Source organism: Chitinophaga filiformis, from assembly GCF_021646545.1.
GTDB classification, from domain to species: Bacteria; Bacteroidota; Bacteroidia; order Chitinophagales; family Chitinophagaceae; genus Chitinophaga; species Chitinophaga filiformis_A.
On record NZ_JAKIRP010000004.1, the window covers coordinates 261113 to 277362 of the forward strand.

Annotated in this window: 15 protein-coding genes; 6 read left to right on the forward strand and 9 right to left on the reverse strand. The window is 47.7% G+C overall.

Annotated features, from left to right (window positions below; translation table 11 throughout):
• The first annotated feature begins 36 nt into the window (after positions 1-36).
• From L3C95_RS13375 to L3C95_RS13385, 3 genes are all read left to right on the forward strand, one after another.
• Positions 37-1074: a PorP/SprF family type IX secretion system membrane protein gene (locus L3C95_RS13375; protein WP_236388331.1), complete on the forward strand. Its 1038-nt coding sequence runs from the start codon at positions 37-39 to the stop codon at positions 1072-1074.
• Between the two features lie 56 nt (positions 1075-1130).
• Positions 1131-1601 (forward strand): redoxin domain-containing protein, encoded by a 471-nt coding sequence (locus L3C95_RS13380; protein WP_236388333.1) that lies wholly within the window; start codon positions 1131-1133, stop codon positions 1599-1601.
• A 138-nt stretch (positions 1602-1739) separates the two neighbouring features.
• On the forward strand, positions 1740-2090 hold the full coding sequence (locus L3C95_RS13385; protein WP_236388334.1) for a T9SS type A sorting domain-containing protein: 351 nt from the start codon (positions 1740-1742) through the stop codon (positions 2088-2090).
• A 141-nt stretch (positions 2091-2231) separates the two neighbouring features.
• Here L3C95_RS13385 and L3C95_RS13390 read toward each other — a convergent pair whose 3' ends face one another.
• Complete coding sequence (locus L3C95_RS13390; RefSeq protein ID WP_236388336.1) at positions 2232-3404, reverse strand: class I SAM-dependent rRNA methyltransferase; 1173 nt, start codon at positions 3402-3404, stop codon at positions 2232-2234.
• Positions 3405-3755: 351 nt separating this feature from the next.
• Between L3C95_RS13390 and L3C95_RS13395 the strand changes: the two genes are divergently transcribed.
• The 3 genes from L3C95_RS13395 (at position 3756) to L3C95_RS13405 (ending at position 6670) form a co-directional block, all read left to right on the forward strand.
• Entirely contained in the window at positions 3756-4313 is a 558-nt protein-coding gene (locus L3C95_RS13395) for a nucleotide exchange factor GrpE (RefSeq protein ID WP_236388338.1), read from the forward strand.
• Between the two features lie 64 nt (positions 4314-4377).
• Complete coding sequence (dnaJ, locus tag L3C95_RS13400) at positions 4378-5538, forward strand: molecular chaperone DnaJ (protein WP_236388342.1); 1161 nt, start codon at positions 4378-4380, stop codon at positions 5536-5538.
• 184 nt (positions 5539-5722) lie between these two features.
• Positions 5723-6670 carry a class I SAM-dependent methyltransferase gene (locus L3C95_RS13405; protein ID WP_236388343.1) on the forward strand — a complete coding sequence of 316 codons (948 nt, stop codon included), beginning with the start codon at positions 5723-5725 and terminating at the stop codon, positions 6668-6670.
• Between the two features lie 5 nt (positions 6671-6675).
• Here the strand turns inward: L3C95_RS13405 and L3C95_RS13410 are convergent, their stop codons facing one another.
• From L3C95_RS13410 to L3C95_RS13445, 8 genes are all read right to left on the reverse strand, one after another.
• Positions 6676-8442, reverse strand: a complete 1767-nt coding sequence (locus L3C95_RS13410) for a vWA domain-containing protein (protein WP_236388348.1) — start codon at positions 8440-8442, stop codon at positions 6676-6678.
• 134 nt (positions 8443-8576) lie between these two features.
• Positions 8577-9113 carry a hypoxanthine phosphoribosyltransferase gene (gene hpt / locus L3C95_RS13415; protein WP_236388352.1) on the reverse strand — a complete coding sequence of 179 codons (537 nt, stop codon included), beginning with the start codon at positions 9111-9113 and terminating at the stop codon, positions 8577-8579.
• Positions 9114-9132: 19 nt separating this feature from the next.
• A complete protein-coding gene (locus tag L3C95_RS13420; protein WP_236388355.1) occupies positions 9133-10878 on the reverse strand; it encodes a glucosaminidase domain-containing protein in 1746 nt (581 codons plus the stop codon).
• A 38-nt stretch (positions 10879-10916) separates the two neighbouring features.
• Positions 10917-11561, reverse strand: a complete 645-nt coding sequence (locus tag L3C95_RS13425) for an O-methyltransferase (protein ID WP_236388356.1) — start codon at positions 11559-11561, stop codon at positions 10917-10919.
• A 34-nt stretch (positions 11562-11595) separates the two neighbouring features.
• Positions 11596-12294 carry a TIGR00730 family Rossman fold protein gene (locus L3C95_RS13430; RefSeq protein WP_236388363.1) on the reverse strand — a complete coding sequence of 233 codons (699 nt, stop codon included), beginning with the start codon at positions 12292-12294 and terminating at the stop codon, positions 11596-11598.
• Positions 12295-13184: 890 nt separating this feature from the next.
• Positions 13185-13766, reverse strand: coding sequence for a hypothetical protein (locus L3C95_RS13435; RefSeq protein WP_236388364.1), 582 nt, complete (start codon positions 13764-13766; stop codon positions 13185-13187).
• A gap of 27 nt (positions 13767-13793) precedes the next feature.
• A complete protein-coding gene (locus L3C95_RS13440; RefSeq protein WP_236388366.1) occupies positions 13794-15200 on the reverse strand; it encodes an FAD-binding oxidoreductase in 1407 nt (468 codons plus the stop codon).
• A 26-nt stretch (positions 15201-15226) separates the two neighbouring features.
• Positions 15227-16249: a PorP/SprF family type IX secretion system membrane protein gene (locus tag L3C95_RS13445; RefSeq protein ID WP_236388367.1), complete on the reverse strand. Its 1023-nt coding sequence runs from the start codon at positions 16247-16249 to the stop codon at positions 15227-15229.
• Position 16250: the final 1 nt, after the last annotated feature.

The following is a 16250-nucleotide window of genomic DNA, read 5'->3' on the forward strand; positions in this document are numbered from 1 at the left end:
CATCAACAACCATATGAAATTTAAAAACTTGCCAGCATGAGAATGAATTGTAGAAATCTGTTCGTGGCACTGTGCCTGTTCGGCACACAAACACTGGTAGCACAGGATATACACCTGTCCCAGTTTTATGAAACTCCGATCTTACGTAATCCGGCCCTGATAGGTCTGTTCAACGGAGACTACCGTATTCAGGCCGTATATAGAAATCAGTGGAACAGCGTTACTATACCATACCAGACAGGAGCATTAAGTGCGGAGATGAAGTTCCCGGTGGGAAGCAGTGAGGATTTTGTAACTGCTGGTATCCAGTTCACATACGACAGGGCGGGTACTGCCCGCCTGCAATCAGTACAGGCATTGCCGGCTGTCAACTATCACAAATCCCTGAGCCAGGACAAAAGCATGTTCCTGTCGGTAGGCTTCACCGGTGGTATTGTACAGCGGCAGTTTGATGCTACCAAGCTGACTTTCAACAACCAGTATACCGGTGGCCAGTTCGACCCTACGGCGCCCACAGGCGAAGAGGGCAGGCTGGCGCTGCGCGGATATTCTTACCTGGATGCAGGCGCCGGTATCAGCTTCAACAGTACCCTGGGCGTGGATGAGCAGGTGACCTATTATATAGGTGCAGCCATGTTCCACTTTAACCGCCCGAAGCTGTCTTTCTACAAAGATGCTACCATCGCCCTGGATCCCAAGTTCACTTTTAACGCGGGTATTACCTTCCCGCTGCAGGAAAGGCTGAAATTCATCGCCCAGTACAACGAGATCCACATGGGCGCCTATTCAGAATACCTGGGTGGGGCATTGCTGGGTTACAGCCTGTATGACGACGGACTGGAAAGTACCAGAGCATTTTATTTCGGAGCCTATATGCGTTATAAGGATGCGATCATCCCGTCTTTCCGTCTTGACATGGATAAGTATGAGGTGGGCGTGACCTATGATGCGAATATCTCCAAGCTGAAGACGGCCAGTCAGAGCTTTGGAGGTTTTGAAGTGTCGCTGGTATTCAAAGGGTTCCTCAACAGCAGGAACAGTACGCTGGAAAGCATACACTGTCCGAGGTTCTGATTGTTGCACCAATTGTTATCTTTACATCCCACTTTAATCACGTAAACAGACAACAGATGAATGTAACAATTGGTGCAAAAGCTCCTGCCTTTTCCCTGGTAAATACCGACAGGCAGAAAGTTTCTCTCGAGGATTTTAAAGGACAGAACCTGGTCATCCTGTTTTTTCCGATGGCCTTTACCAGTACCTGTACAGCAGAGCTCTGCAGTATAAGGGACAATATCGCGACCTATAACGGTTTAAACTCAGCAGTAGTAGGCATATCTGTGGATTCGCCTTTCACGCTCAATAAGTTCAAGGCGGAACAAAACCTGAATTTTCCGCTGCTGTCAGATTTCAACAAGGAAGCTTCACCGGCTTACGGCGCCTTTTATGAGACGTTTGTGCTTGACCTGAAAGGTGTTTCAAAAAGAGCAGCTTTTGTGGTGGACAGAGAGGGACTCATCAGATATGCGCAGGTGTTAGAAACCGCCAGCGATCTGCCTGATTTTGAAGCTGTTAAGAACACGCTTAACAGCCTGCAATAAAAGTTATCAGAAAGCGTTAATTTTTTTAAAAAACTAATGGCAAGCCTTCGTTTTTGGCTTGCCATTTGTTATTTTTACATAGGATGATATTGTGAAATAAATCAGCTAATATTTGAAAAAATCTTTATCTTTACGGGTATGTGGAAAACCTCTACACTATTACTTACTTGCTTCCTTTGCCTGGCGTCCTTAGCAGGACGGGCACAAAGCGCTAAAACTTCTCCATTTTCTGATGGGGGTAGTAAGATCGTGAAGCTATATCCCAACCCGGCTACCAGCAGGATTAATTTCGAAATCCAGAACAATAACGAGCAAGGTTATGATCTTATTGTCTTCAATTTCCTGGGAAAAAGAATAGATCAGTTCAAAAATCTGAACACACGCACTACAGTTGAACTGGATAAATATTACAGTGGCGTATATATCTTCCAGTTAAGGGACCGTCAGGGTAACCTTGTGGAGTCAGGCAAGTTCAACGTAGTCAAATAATTAATCAGATATTTCCTTTTAACTATTTATAAGAGAAAAGGGGTCCGTGCAGCACGGGCCCCTTTTTTTATCGTTTTCGATCATCCCCGCCTGAGGCAGGTAATCGAAATGGCTTTCTTCTGATATTTCAACCAGATTCCCTTATTGTACTTCTACAATGAGGAATTTCAGGTAGGTTGTATTTTCAATATTCCAGAGGATCGGGTGATCCTGCGCCTGGGTCTGGAAGGTAACCTGACGTAGTTTCTTTTTAGCGTCCTTTGCGGCCATATCGATGATCTCCAGGAAAAGGGATGGTGGCACCAGGTTGGTACAGGAAGCTGTTACCAGGAATCCACCTGGTTTCAGCAGCTTCATACCGCGGAGGTTGATCTCCTTGTACCCAGTGATGGCCTTCTGGATGTTTTCGCGGCTTTTCGTGAATGCCGGCGGGTCCAGGATCACTACGTCAAATTTCTTTTCTTCACGTGTCCACTGCTTCAATACATCAAATGCATTGACTGCCTGGAACTTACATACATCTTCCAGGTTGTTCAGGGCAGCGTTCCTGCGGGCGGTATTTACGGCATGTTCCGAAATATCCAGTCCCAGAACACTTTTCGCCCCATAATGGCCTGCGTGGCAGGAGAAGGTACCGGTATAACAGAATGCTTCCAGTACGTCGGCCCCTTTTACAATATGCTGGATCGCACGGCGGTTATCCTGCTGATCCAGGAAATAGCCCGTTTTCTGGCCATTTTCGATATCTACATGGAACTTCAGCCCATTCTCATTGATAATCACATTGGTGTCGAAAGGAGCGCTCAAAAAGCCCTTTTGCTGCTGCAATCCTTCCAGTTCACGTACCGGTACATCGTTACGCTCATAGATCCCTTTGGGGGAGAATATTTTGTTCAGGGCATCCACGATGGCGCCCTTCCAGCGGTCCATGCCTAATGCCAGCGTCTGCAGTACGAAATGGTCGTTGAACTTATCGATCACCAGAGCAGGCATCTCATCTGCCTCACCGAACACCAGGCGGCAGTTTTCCACATATCCCAGCTGCTGGCGGTATTTCCATGCCTTCAGCAGGCGGCGGTAAAAGAATTCAGCGTCGATCTGCTCATCTTTGTCGCGCGTAAGCAAACGCACGAGAATCTGGGATTGGGGGTTGATATATCCCCTGCCGATGAAAAAGCCCTGATGTGTGAATACATCCACCGTGTCGCCAGCGGTCACCGGTCCCTCAATTGTCCCCACTTCGTTCCCAAATATCCATGGATGGCCCTGCAGCACACGGTTCTGTATCTTTTTCTTTAAAAAAACTTTGGTCATTTCAATTTTTTCCAGGCTGCAAAGGTAAGGCAATTGAGATTAGGAAGGGGGAATTTAGGGGAAGGATAGCTTTAAGATAGTGTACCGATCCGGTGGGGACTATAGCTTACAGGCTCCGTACTATAGCTTTATAGCCACTATTGTATAGCGATCGCTATAGAATGGCAGGCGTAACGCAGGACTATAGCGCCTGTAGGTAGACAGAGGTACCCTATTGCTATACTATCTGTACCGGTATTTAAAGGCATTCCTTATCTCGTGTCAATTTGTCTTCTCTTTCCATCTTGGCAAGTTAATTGTCTGACGTACCTTTGCAGACAATATTACTTCATAACAGAAAACGTAAAAGATATGCAGACAAACGGACAGGACACCGAAAATGGTAAAGGCATGCCGGATATTAATGCTGATGAGAACCTGAGCGGCACCACACACCTCAACGATGCCTTGGCGGATGAAAGCGAACTGGACAAGAAACAACAGGAGCTCAATGAAATAAGGGATAAATACCTTCGCCTGGTTGCGGAGTTTGACAACTTCAAGAAACGTACAGCCAAAGAGCGTATTGAACTGATGCAGACGGCCAACAAGGAAGTGATCATTTCTTTGCTGGATGTGCTGGATGATAGCGACCGTGCAGCCAAACAGATAGAAACTGCTACCGACATTAATGCCGTAAAAGATGGTGTTGCGCTGGTTTTCAATAAATTAAAGTCGACCCTGCAAGCCAAGGGCCTTAAACCTATGGAGAGTTTGCACACCGAATTTAATCCTGATCTACACGATGCCATCACTGAGATTCCCGCACCCACAGAAGAACTGAAAGGAAAGGTAATTGACGATATGCAGAAAGGGTACTACCTGAATGACAAATTGATACGTCATGCCAAGGTAATAGTAGGGAAATAAGTGACGTTCTGACAGAAATGCTTTCATTAACCATGCCGGCAAATTGCCGGCCTTAGTGTGATATATGTCTACCAAAAGAGATTACTACGAAATACTGGGTATAGCCAAGTCCGCCTCCCAGGATGAGATAAAGAAAGCCTACCGTAAGGTGGCTATGCAGTACCATCCTGACAGAAACCCCGACAACAAAGAAGCGGAGGAGAAATTCAAGGAGGCGGCAGAAGCCTATGAAGTGCTGAGCGATACCGACAAACGGGCGCAATATGACCGTTTCGGCCATGCAGGCATGGGAGGCCGTGGCGGTTTCAACGGCGGCGGTATGAACATGGATGATATCTTCTCCAACTTTGGGGACATCTTCGGAGATGATATCTTCGGCAGCTTCTTTGGCGGCAACCGTGGTGGCGGTGGTGGCGGAAGACGCGGCAGGGGAACCCGTGGTTCCAACCTGCGCATCAAGATCCGTCTTACCTATGAAGAGATCGCGAAAGGCGCCAACAAAAAGATCAAGGTGAAAAAATATGTTCCCTGCAGCCACTGTAGCGGTATGGGAGCGAAAGATAAAAATGCGTTCCAGACCTGCGGTACCTGTGGAGGTTCCGGTCAGGTAAGGAAAGTGACCCAGACATTCCTGGGCCAGATGCAGACAGTAACCACCTGTCCTACCTGTCATGGCGAAGGACAGACCATTACCAGCAAATGCGGCCACTGTAAAGGTGAAGGACGCGTTTATGGCGAAGAAATGGTGAGCATCGACATCCCTGCAGGTGTACAGGAGGGTATGCAACTGAGCATGAGCGGAAAAGGTAATGCCGGCGAAAGAGGCGGCGCTCCCGGTGACCTGCTCATACTCATTGAAGAAGAACCACATCCGGAACTGCAACGCGATGGCCTGAATGTGGCCTACGACCTCTACATCTCCTTCCCTGATGCGGTATTCGGCACTTCTGTGGAAGTACCTACCATCGACGGTAAAGCGAAGATCAAAATACCTGCCGGTACCCAAAGCGGAAAGATATTCCGCCTGAAAGGCAAAGGATTCCCTTCCGTAAACTCTTACGAGAAAGGCGATCAGCTGATACATGTCAATGTGTGGACACCTCAGCAGGTGAGTAGCGAAGAAAAGGCATTCCTGGAGAAGATCCAGTCTTCCGACAACTTCAAACCAAACCCGGAAAAGTCTGAAAAAGGCTTCTTCGAAAAGGTAAGGGATATCTTCAGCTAAGTACTTCAGCTATTCCAGCCTGTCGTTTCATCATGGCAGTATAGCAGTACCAACACACATACAATCACATTTTCATAAAAGAGGTTATATCAAAAGTGTTTTGATATAACCTCTTTTTAATTCCGCTGGTAGCTCCGGTTTCTCTGTCTTTCTTACTTTTATATTTTTTACTTTTACAGGTTACATGTTCGATCCGTCAAAACTTCAGATGCTGGAAAACCGCCTGGTAAAGGTGTTCAAACACCTGCGCAAAACTGCGCGCCGGCAAAATATTACCTGTTACAGAGTATACGATGATGATATTCCTGAATTCCCATTCAGTATAGAATTGTATGAAGACCACATCTATGTGGCGGAATACCAGCGCCAGCACGGCATGGAAGAAGAAGAACACGAGAACTGGCTGGACAGCAGCCTGGAGGTAATATCCAAAGTGCTGGAAGTACCCCTGGAAAAGATCTTCGTAAAACAACGCCAGCGCAAGGCGAGCAGGCAGGATCAATATGAGAAACTGTCTTTCGAAAGCCACGAAATGACCGTACACGAAGCCGGTCTTTCTTTCAAAGTGAACCTTTCTGACTACCTGGACACTGGCCTTTTCCTCGACCACCGTACTACCCGTGGTATGGTCAGAGATGCGGCCGCCGGCAAAAAGGTGCTGAACCTCTTCTGTTATACCGGCTCTTTCTCTGTATATGCTGCAGCAGGCGGCGCCTCCCAGGTTACCTCGGTTGACCTTTCCAAGACCTACCTGGCATGGGCAGAGGAAAATATGCGGCTGAACGGCTTTGACGTGGCTAGCCACCGCTTTGTTCACGCAGACGTACTGCAATACCTGGATACCCTTTCTGAAGATGAATTTGACCTGGTAGTGCTCGACCCTCCTACTTTCTCCAATAGTAAACGTATGAAAGACTTCCTGGACATCCAGCGGGACCATGTCTCTATCCTGAACAAGGTGTTAAGGGCTACAAAACCGGGCGGCGTTATCTACTTCAGTAACAATTACCGCCGTTTCGTACTGGAGAGCGACCGTATACTGGCAGCTGAAATAAAGGATATTACGGCCCAGACGATGCCGTTCGATTTCCAGCAGAAGCTGATCAGAAAATGTTATAAGATCACGCGGTAAGGGGTTTAATCTTCTATTTTCTTCGATTTCTTCAGCTCTCTCAGCAGGGCAATAAATTCTCTGCGATAACCGCCCGGATCGTCGTCCAGCGATCGTTTTGCGATGTCCAGCACCATATTGCAGGTACCATTTCCTTTGAAGGCGGATTTCCTGAGCAACATTCCCGTGAGGGCGACTGCACTGGCAAACCTGAAATCGCCGGAGGCGTCCCGGAACTCGGTCAGTTCTCCCGGCACAGTATAGTGCAGGTATTTAATGGTGGTGTCAATTGCCTCCCGGTACCTCAACTGAATGGTAGCCAGTGAACTGTCCTCATCCATTCCATTTTGCGGAACGATCTCATACATAGCTACCGCACAATGACCCGACCCGATGATGCCACCAGATATCTTATCGGTAGCCGAATCTTCATCGTTTATCACTTTGTTTTCATACCCTATCAACCGGTAAGACTTCACTGTGCGCGGGCTAAAGAGCACATCAGCCTGCACGTCTTTAGCTACGGTAAACAGGGTGCTGCCAAACTCCCGGGCAAAGATTTTATTGGCTTCTTCGAGGTTATCGATATAGGCAAAATTGCCATTCCCTTTACTGGACAAAGTCTCTAATTTGGAATCCTTGTAGTTTTTCATGCCAAAACCCAGGCAGGTGAGCAATACGCCTGTCTCCTTTTTACCCAGTATCAGCTGTTCCATGTCGTAATCGCTGGTCTGCCCGACGTTAAAGTCGCCGTCTGTTGCCATGATCACACGGTTGTTACCATTCGTGATAAAATTCTCTTCCGCTATCTTGTACGCCAGTTTAATAGCCGCTTCCCCGGCTGTCGCTCCGCCAGCGCTGAGGTTGTCTATTGCATTGAGGATCTTCGCCTTCTGACTACCGGAAGTGCTGGGCAGGATAATGCCTGGTGTACCAGCATATGCCACGATCGCTACATGGTCATTACTGCGCAGATTATTGACCAGGATGCGGAAAGCGGCCTGTAAGAGCGGCAGCTTGTTAGGCAGGGACATAGACCCCGATACATCTATCAGGAAAACGAGGTTGCTGGGAGGCAGACTATCCAGGTTGACGGCCTTGCCGCGGACAGCTATCTGTAACAGGCGGTGGTCTGGCGCCCAGGGGCAGGTGGCATAATTGCTGTAGATTGCCAGGGTCTGACCGGGAGGCGGTAGTGGATAATGATAATGGAAGTAGTTCATCATCTCCTCTATACGTACCGCATTAACGGGGATCTTTTCTTTCAGCTTTACGAAACGCCGGATATTGCTGTAGGCAGCCCTGTCCACATCTACGGCGAACATAGAGGCGTTCTTTATATCTGTTTCGACAAACTTATTCTCATACAATGTGCCATAGGTTTCATCAAAGAAAGCGCGGGTTCCCATGGCGGAGTTGCCATAGTTGGGATTAGAACCATTGGAAGAACGTTCCCGGGCAATGGCTTTGGCTTTTTTTGCCACATCGTCCTGGATCTCTTCTTTGGCGCTTAACTGAACAAGCATACGACTGTATGCTCCCGCAGACAAGCGTTTCGGGAAGTACCTGTTATGTTGAAATAAAAGTATCGCGTCCTGAGAGGGCACCGCAATGCGAAAAAGTCCGTACTGGTTCGTAATAACCCTGGCGGTATCATTGTTTACTGTGACGATCACTCCCTGCAGCGGACTGTGGGAGATGCTGTCCTCGACTGCCCCTGAAATCCATATCTTCTGAGCTCTCCCAGGTACAAGGATAATTAAGCTGACAAGCAGCATAAGGAGCCTTTGCATCAGTTTTGCATCAGTTATCAGTTATACATAAATATAATAAAATTGGGAAAAGGAAGGAGGGAATATGCACTAATAAAAAACCCCGGGGACATGCGATTGCATTACCCCGGGGCGCTAAAATTACGTTCTGTTATTTATTCCACCAGTTTATATATTTCCGGCAGGTTCCGTCCCAGGCCGTCATAATCCAATCCATAACCCAGCAGGAACTTATTAGGGACTGAAAAACCCAGGTAATCAATGTTAATAGGGTACTGCATTGCCTCCGGTTTGGTGAGCAGGGCAGCCACCATCAGTTTTTTAGGCTGTTGATGTTCCAGCTGTGGCAGGAACTGGCTCAGGGTCTTACCGGTGTCCACGATGTCTTCCAGGATAACCACTGTACGGCCATACAGGTCTTCATCGAGACCAATGGCCTGCACTACATTACCGGTGGATTTCATCCCCTTGTAAGAGGCCAGTTTAATGAAAGATATTTCGGCCTCGATGGTGAGGTACTTGAAAATATCTGCTGCAAACATAAAGGAGCCATTCAGAATAGCGATGAATAAAGGCTTTTCTCCCTTCAGATCATTATTGAGGGCTGTGGCCAGTTCCTTTATGCGCTCCTGTAATTTTTCAGCGTTGATGTATGGTTCGAACTTTTTATCGTGTACCTGGATAACAGACATGTGATTCCGATTTATGTGATTAGATTTTGCCGACCAAAAGCCGTTGTCCTATTTTGATGTCGAAACTTTCCAGATGATTCCATTGCTGTAACTGCTCTACCGTTACGTTGTAACGTTTCGCAATGCCATACAGTGTTTCCTTCGTCTGTACTTCGTGATATAATGAATTGCCGTCCCTGATAGGACCTCCTTTTCCGGCAGCATCTCCTGCGGGTTGAGCAGGTGGTGTCGTTTGTGCAGGTGCAGCAGGTACCTCAGACGCGGGCACTGGTTGCGCCGGTGCCGGTTGCGTACCAGACGGCTGCGTAGTAGCAGGTGGTCTGGAAGAATATGCAGGTTGTGAAGCTGCTGGTGTTGATTGCACGGGTGCTGCCGGCTGTGTACCATTTTGCGCCGGCCTCGAAGTATACATAGGCTGTGAAGATGCTGGTGCTGATTGCACAGGCGTCGCAGGCTGTGTATTGTTTTGCGCTGGTTTTGGCGCTGGTTGTGAAGATGCTGGCTGGGTGGCCGCAGGTTTTGACGATGCAGGCGTATTCTGTGCGGCGCCACCACCGTTTGATTTCACCTCACCGAGCTTCTTCAGGTCATCCATCATACCCGGAGGCAGATTGTTCTGCTGGGCCGGTGCACTGTTCTGTTGTTGCTGTGCGGCATTCTGCTGTGCTATTTCCTGCTGCCTTTCCATTTCTGTTCTGACATCTTCCACGATCTGTCCGGGTTTGAAATCGCCCTCTGTAGGATCTTCTGCAGGTGGATATTTCGCGAGGCGTGGCGTTTTATTAGCATAACCCGCCAATGCCAGCCGCTCTCCTACCTCAGGTTCCTGGCCTTCCTTCATCTTATTACGGCGGCGTAACCAGCGCAGCTGGATACCTTCTGACTGCGCAATGTCATACATGGTCTCTCCGGCAACAACTGTATGGTAATCATTCTTACCAGATTTACCCTTTTTCTGGAGGAAGATGAAAGTTTCTTTCGGTAAAGGATCGTCGTTCGGGAGGTCGTTGTAGTGAACCAGGTTACGGAGTTTAATATCCCGCTGATCGGCTATCTGTATCAGTGAGGTACCGGCAGGTACCAGTATTACTTTACGGTCGTTGATCTGGAATACGCCTTTGGGCGCATTGGCCTTAGTGATACCGGTCGATTTACCGGTGCCGGCAACCGGCGTTTTAGATGGTTTGGATGCCACTACTTCATCGCCTGTCTTGGCGTTGCTCGTTCCGGCTTTGGTCACACCCTCGCCTTCCAGCGTATACTGCTGCAGGTTGTAGTCTTCGATGAGTTTGATCAGTTGCTGCGGATAGGTATTGCTGGTAGCATATCCCGCCTGTTTGAGCCCATAGGCCCAGGATTTATAGTCTTCTTCCTGGAACTGGAAGAGGAACGCATAACGGGGATTATTCCGCAGAAAGTCTGAGTGATCCCTGTAGGAATCGGCTGCGGAAGGGTATTTGCGGAAGCATTCCTGGCGGGCATCGTCGTCATACCTGACACTTTCGCCAGTCCAGTTATTCTTACATTTTATGCCAAAATGGTTGTTGGAGTTTTGTACCAGCCAGCTGCCCCCCGACTGTGTTTCAAGGATACCCTGGGCCAGTTTGATGGAAGCAGGTACACCGCTGCGCTGCATTTCAGTAATAGCGATATCCTTATACTTTGCGATATACTGCTGGGTACTTGCGCTTTGCGTTTGCGCCCTCAGCATGGGCATGCAGCCAAACAGCAAGCTACACACTAAAACAGATCTCCTTAGTTGCATGTATGTTGAATTTAATGGGTGTGGTTCGCGTAAGTGGATCAGCTTTTCTTTCTGATGATCATCAGACCGTCTCTGAGCGTCAGCAATAACTGTTCCGCCCTGCCATCAGCTGCTACTTTTTCGCAGAAACTGATCATTGCTTTGGCATTGTTACTTTGTCTTGATGGTTCCAATAGTGTTTCTCCATGAAAGAGCACGTTATCTGCCAGTATAAATCCCCCCGGACGTATTTTCTCCCAGACCAGATCATAATAGTGCTCATAACCTGTTTTATCTGCGTCGATAAATACCAGGTCAAATACTTCATCCAGCCGGGTTATAATATCTGCTGCCTTACCGATATGCATTTTTATCTTTCCGGATAATCCTGCTTCTGCGAAATAGCGCTGGCACATTTCTTCCCTTTCTTCGTTCATGTCAATGGTGTGCAATACACCTCCCTCCTTTAATCCCTGCGCCAGGCAGATTGCCGAGTAACCGGTATACGTCCCGATCTCCAGCACCTTTGCCGGTTGCAGCATATGGCTCACCAGGCTCAGGAACTGTCCCTGCAGCTGACCGCTTAACATATGCGGCTGCTCTACTTTCAGGTATGTTTCCCGGTGTAACCGCTTCAACACATCTGTTTCAGGACTTGTATACTTTTCTGCAAACGCTTCTACAGCAGCAGGAATTATATCCATGTTGTAAATTTTTGCAAAAATATGGCAATAAATCCTAGAAGTTGGGCCGCAACTTGTTCGTTGTGTAGAATACCCTGAAGTATTCCACCACTTCATCGGCTGTATCAAACAGCTTTAACAGACCAAGATCTTCCGGGGAAATATTACTTTCCTTCTCCATCATAGTGCTGCGGATCCACTCCAGCAGTCCGCTCCAGTATTCCTTGCCTACAAGTACCATCGGGGTTTCCGTCATTTTCTTAGTCTGGATAAGGGTGGCTACTTCGAAGAATTCATCCATGGTGCCGAAGCCTCCCGGCATCATCACGAAGCCCTGGGAATATTTGGTGAACATTACTTTGCGCACAAAGAAGTAGTCGAAGTGCATGTTCTTGTCATGGTCAATATACGGATTAGGGTTCTGTTCGTGAGGCAGAGAGATATTCACGCCCACTGATTTCCCTTTTACTTCCTGCGCTCCTCTGTTGGCAGCTTCCATTACCCCCGGACCACCGCCGGTGATAATACCAAAGCCTTCATCAGCCAGCCGTTTGGCGATGTCGTGCGCTAATTCATAATATCTGCTTCCGGGTTTAGTACGTGCGGAACCGAATATAGAGATACAGGGGCCCATTTTGGCGAGAGATTCGAAGCCATCCACAAACTCGGCCATGATCTTGAATATCTGCCAGCTGGAATGTGCTTTTGTTTCTGTCCAGTCTCTCTCCTTCAAATGCATTAGACGATCGTTCATTACTGAGAGTTGTTTGTTCTATAATTGGCTAAAATACTGAAAAACTGCCGGGAATACGACAGCTAATATAAAGCAGCGGGTCATTTAAACCACAGATCAGTCCCCATCAAACGGATCGGGCATATACGGATGCCGGCAACTACAGAAACTATGCTGAAGCTGATAAGGCAACAGTGCTTAAAAAGAAGCAGGTAACTTGAAAGAAACCCGCTTAACATTTAACACGTTATGAACATGTAGTTGCCGTTGTTTGACATACCACATAATTTTTATCCATAGCTGGCCATAACGCATAACGTTTAATGCTTTTTTCTTTCCAGGTTAGAAGTGATGTAATAGTATCAGCCTGCATGTACAGGCATGTGAACAGTACAGTGTTTTCATACAACGTGGTTTAGTTTTCAGCTTATTGACCTTGAGGGGGGCCAATTTTTAATTAAAATACAGATAATCTTTGTTAATTCCTAACTTGATAAAAACAATTGGGGGTTAACAATTAATGCTGCCGGCTTACACGGGCAACCTACTGTATAAATACGCAGACATCGGGGAAGCTTGTCGCAATACGCGCTCCATCCTGCATCCCATATCCCATATCCTATATGCTGTATCCTGATAGTGCCTGGCTACCCGGTGGAAGCCAGCGAAGTAGCAGACGGTTAAAGATGGAGACTGCGGGCCTTCGGCTCTTCGGGTATACGATTGATAACGCTCCATAAATATTCCCAAGCCCATACGCTTGACAGATCCTACACAGCGATCGAATCCCCGGAGAGGCGCCGACCGCAGGCCCATACTTTAACCGCACGCTACTTGCGGTAAAAGATCAACTAAAAAAATAAAGGGATCAGGCATTAGCTACCCGATCCCTTTTATCAAATAATTTCTTCTTACAATCCGATTGTTGCGCCTACACGCAGTATCAGACCATTCTGGTATGGCGATCTGCTATTCTGCAACACGTCATATAAAGCCATAATACTGAATGCCGCATTACCGCCAACAGGCTGCGTATAGCCGCCACCCATCAACAGGCTGGATACGCCATAACTCTCCTTGATAACTGTTTTCGGGTCAGTGTCGTAATAAGTGCTTTTAAGATTGATGTGGTTATATTCCGGCTGGATATGTATAAACAGGAAGTCCAGCGGATATACGCGCCCCCATAGACCACCACCCAGGATGCTGTACTGGTTGCGTTGACCTGTATTACCGTAATAATCACGGAAACGCTCAGACCCATACTGTGCATTGATGGCCAGACCGGCTGCAAATAACTGGGAAATACGATAACCTACCAGCGGAGATATGTTGATATTGGTATAATCGCCGAATGCCAGTCCAAGGGAGCCGCCCACAATAATACGGGAGGCATCAAATTCTTTCTTCCTGGCTGTATCTGTTTTGTAATACTGTGCATGTACCAGTTGTACAGCTGTCAGCAGTAAAAAACACAACAATAAACGTTTCATATTACTGTCCTTTTAAATGGTTTATCATCAATCAAAAATCTTCCCCCTGTTCAGGATATTGGATGGATCGAACACCTGCTTGATCTGCCGCATCAGCTGCATTGAGGTGTTATCAAAAATCACATCCATATAACTTTTCTGCACCAGGCCTATACCATGTTCTCCGCTGATGGTTCCTCCCAGCTCTTTTACCAGCAGGAAGATCTCGCGGATTCCTTCTTTCAGCGTTCCGTTCCATTGCTCTTCCGTCAGCTCTCCCCGGATGATATTCACATGCAGGTTGCCATCGCCTGCATGTCCGTAACACACAGAATGGAAGCCATATTTACGTCCGATGTCTTTTACTCCTTTCAGCAATACCGGCAGTTCTGCCCTTGGTACCACTGTATCTTCCTCCTTGTAAACAGAATTGGCCTTCACCGCTTCTGCCACGCGGCGGCGTAATTTCCAGAGCTCTTCTTTCTGCTGATGATCTTCTGCAAAGAGGATCTCCCCACAGTCAAATTCCGTCACTACACCTGCAATTCCCTCCATTTCCTGCATCAGTACATCGGGATAGTTCCCATCTACCTCTATCAGGAGGTGGGCCTGCACATCATCTTCTATTTTAACAGTGCTGCTATCTACGTACTTACTCACCCAATCCAGCGCATCCCTTTCCATAAACTCCATGGCAGACGGCGTGAACCCGGCACGGAAGATAGCGCTTACCGCTGCACACGCATTTTCAGCAGACCGGAAAGGTACGAGCATCAATAAGTTAAACTTAGGCAAAGGGATCAGGCGAAGCACGATCTTGGTAACAATGCCGAGCGTACCTTCACTGCCTACTACCAGCTGCGTCAGGTTATAGCCGGTGGCATTCTTCAGCACATTAGCCCCTGTCCAGATCACATCCCCTGAGGGAAGTACCATTTCCAGGTTCAGCACGTAGTCTTTCACCACTCCATATTTAACAGCTTTAGGCCCTCCGGAGTTCTCTGCAATATTTCCCCCGATAAAGCAGGAGCCTCTGCTGCTGGGATCCGGGGGGTAGAATAAGCCTTTTTCTTTTACGGCATCCTGCAATACCTCGGTGATCACACCGGGTTCTGTAGTCACCTGCAGGTTCCTTTCGTCCAGGTCCAGGATCCGGTTGAACCGCTCCATGGAGATCAGCACGCCGCCCCATTGGGGTAGTGCGCCGCCACTCAGACCTGTACCACCGCCACGCGGAGTGACCGGCAGGCTTTCCTGCTGGCACAAGCGCATGATGCGGCTCAGTTGTTCAGTAGTATCCGGTTTCAACACCACCTCCGGGAGATAGTGCAAATCTTCTGTTTCATCATGTGCATAGTTGTCCAGACTTTCTGTGTCAACTATCACATACGCCGCCCCTACTATCTCACGTAAAGCTTCGAGATGGCGGGTATTTACTTTCGCAAAATCGATCATGTAACAAAAATAGGAAAAAGCACCTGTTAAAAAGAAGGACAAATAACGGACCTTCTGGCGCCTGAAAAACTACGGTTGGGATACAAGCCGGTATAAATGATGCCAATCTCATAAGCGCCGCGGCGGTTATTGAACTGCCCCAGTGATGATGTGGTCACGTCATAACTGAACATGATCTTCACTGTCTTCAGCTGATATCCTACCAGGAAAACGGCCGCATCATTCATACGGTAGTAGGCGCCTCCATAAACCTGTGTAACCCCATCGCCCGAAAGGTTATAGGCAAGGTTACCACCAAACACTGTTTCTGTTGCTCTTGCCTGCCTTGCATAATAACCAGAGGGATTTACTATCACTTTATCGTTCAGCTTAAAACTGGCATTCAGGAAACCAATATACCGGCGTGCGATCTCGTTGTCTCCTTCGAAAAACGTTTCCCTCGGCGTATTGACGTGTTGCGCTGACAAGCCAACATTGACATAAATATTGTCTGTCGGAAAATAGGCATAGTTCATCCCCACCTGCATATCAAAGTAAGAGATCTTCGTTTGACTGAAAGGCTCTGCAGTAGGCACCTGGGAATCGAAGAACTTACCATTCCACTGGTCGCCGAAAGTCAGTTTCGTTACATCTACCCTTTTACTGGCAGAGCCAACGTTGAAGCCCAGCGATAACAGGCTGCTCTGTCCCAGCAACTGATGATAGGCAATAGAGGCATATGCTTTGGTGGAGGTCAGGTTACCGCTGCCTGCCACATCCCTTAATATTACACCGCCTATACCTAACCAGCCATATTCAAGCCTGTCGCGGAACAACTGAAAATCTCCAAAGGCCGACATGGTCTTATAGGGAACGGGGATACTCGCCCACTGGTTACGGTAATTGATGCCGATACGGTAATTACCATCCGGAATGAAGCCTGTATTAGCAGGGTTGGTAGTAAGCGGAGAGTTGAAGTACTGTGAGAAATGCAGATCCTGTGCATTTCCCTCAAATGCTGCGGTTAACAACATTATACAACCTGCGATGTGTTTAAAAATCTGCTTCATA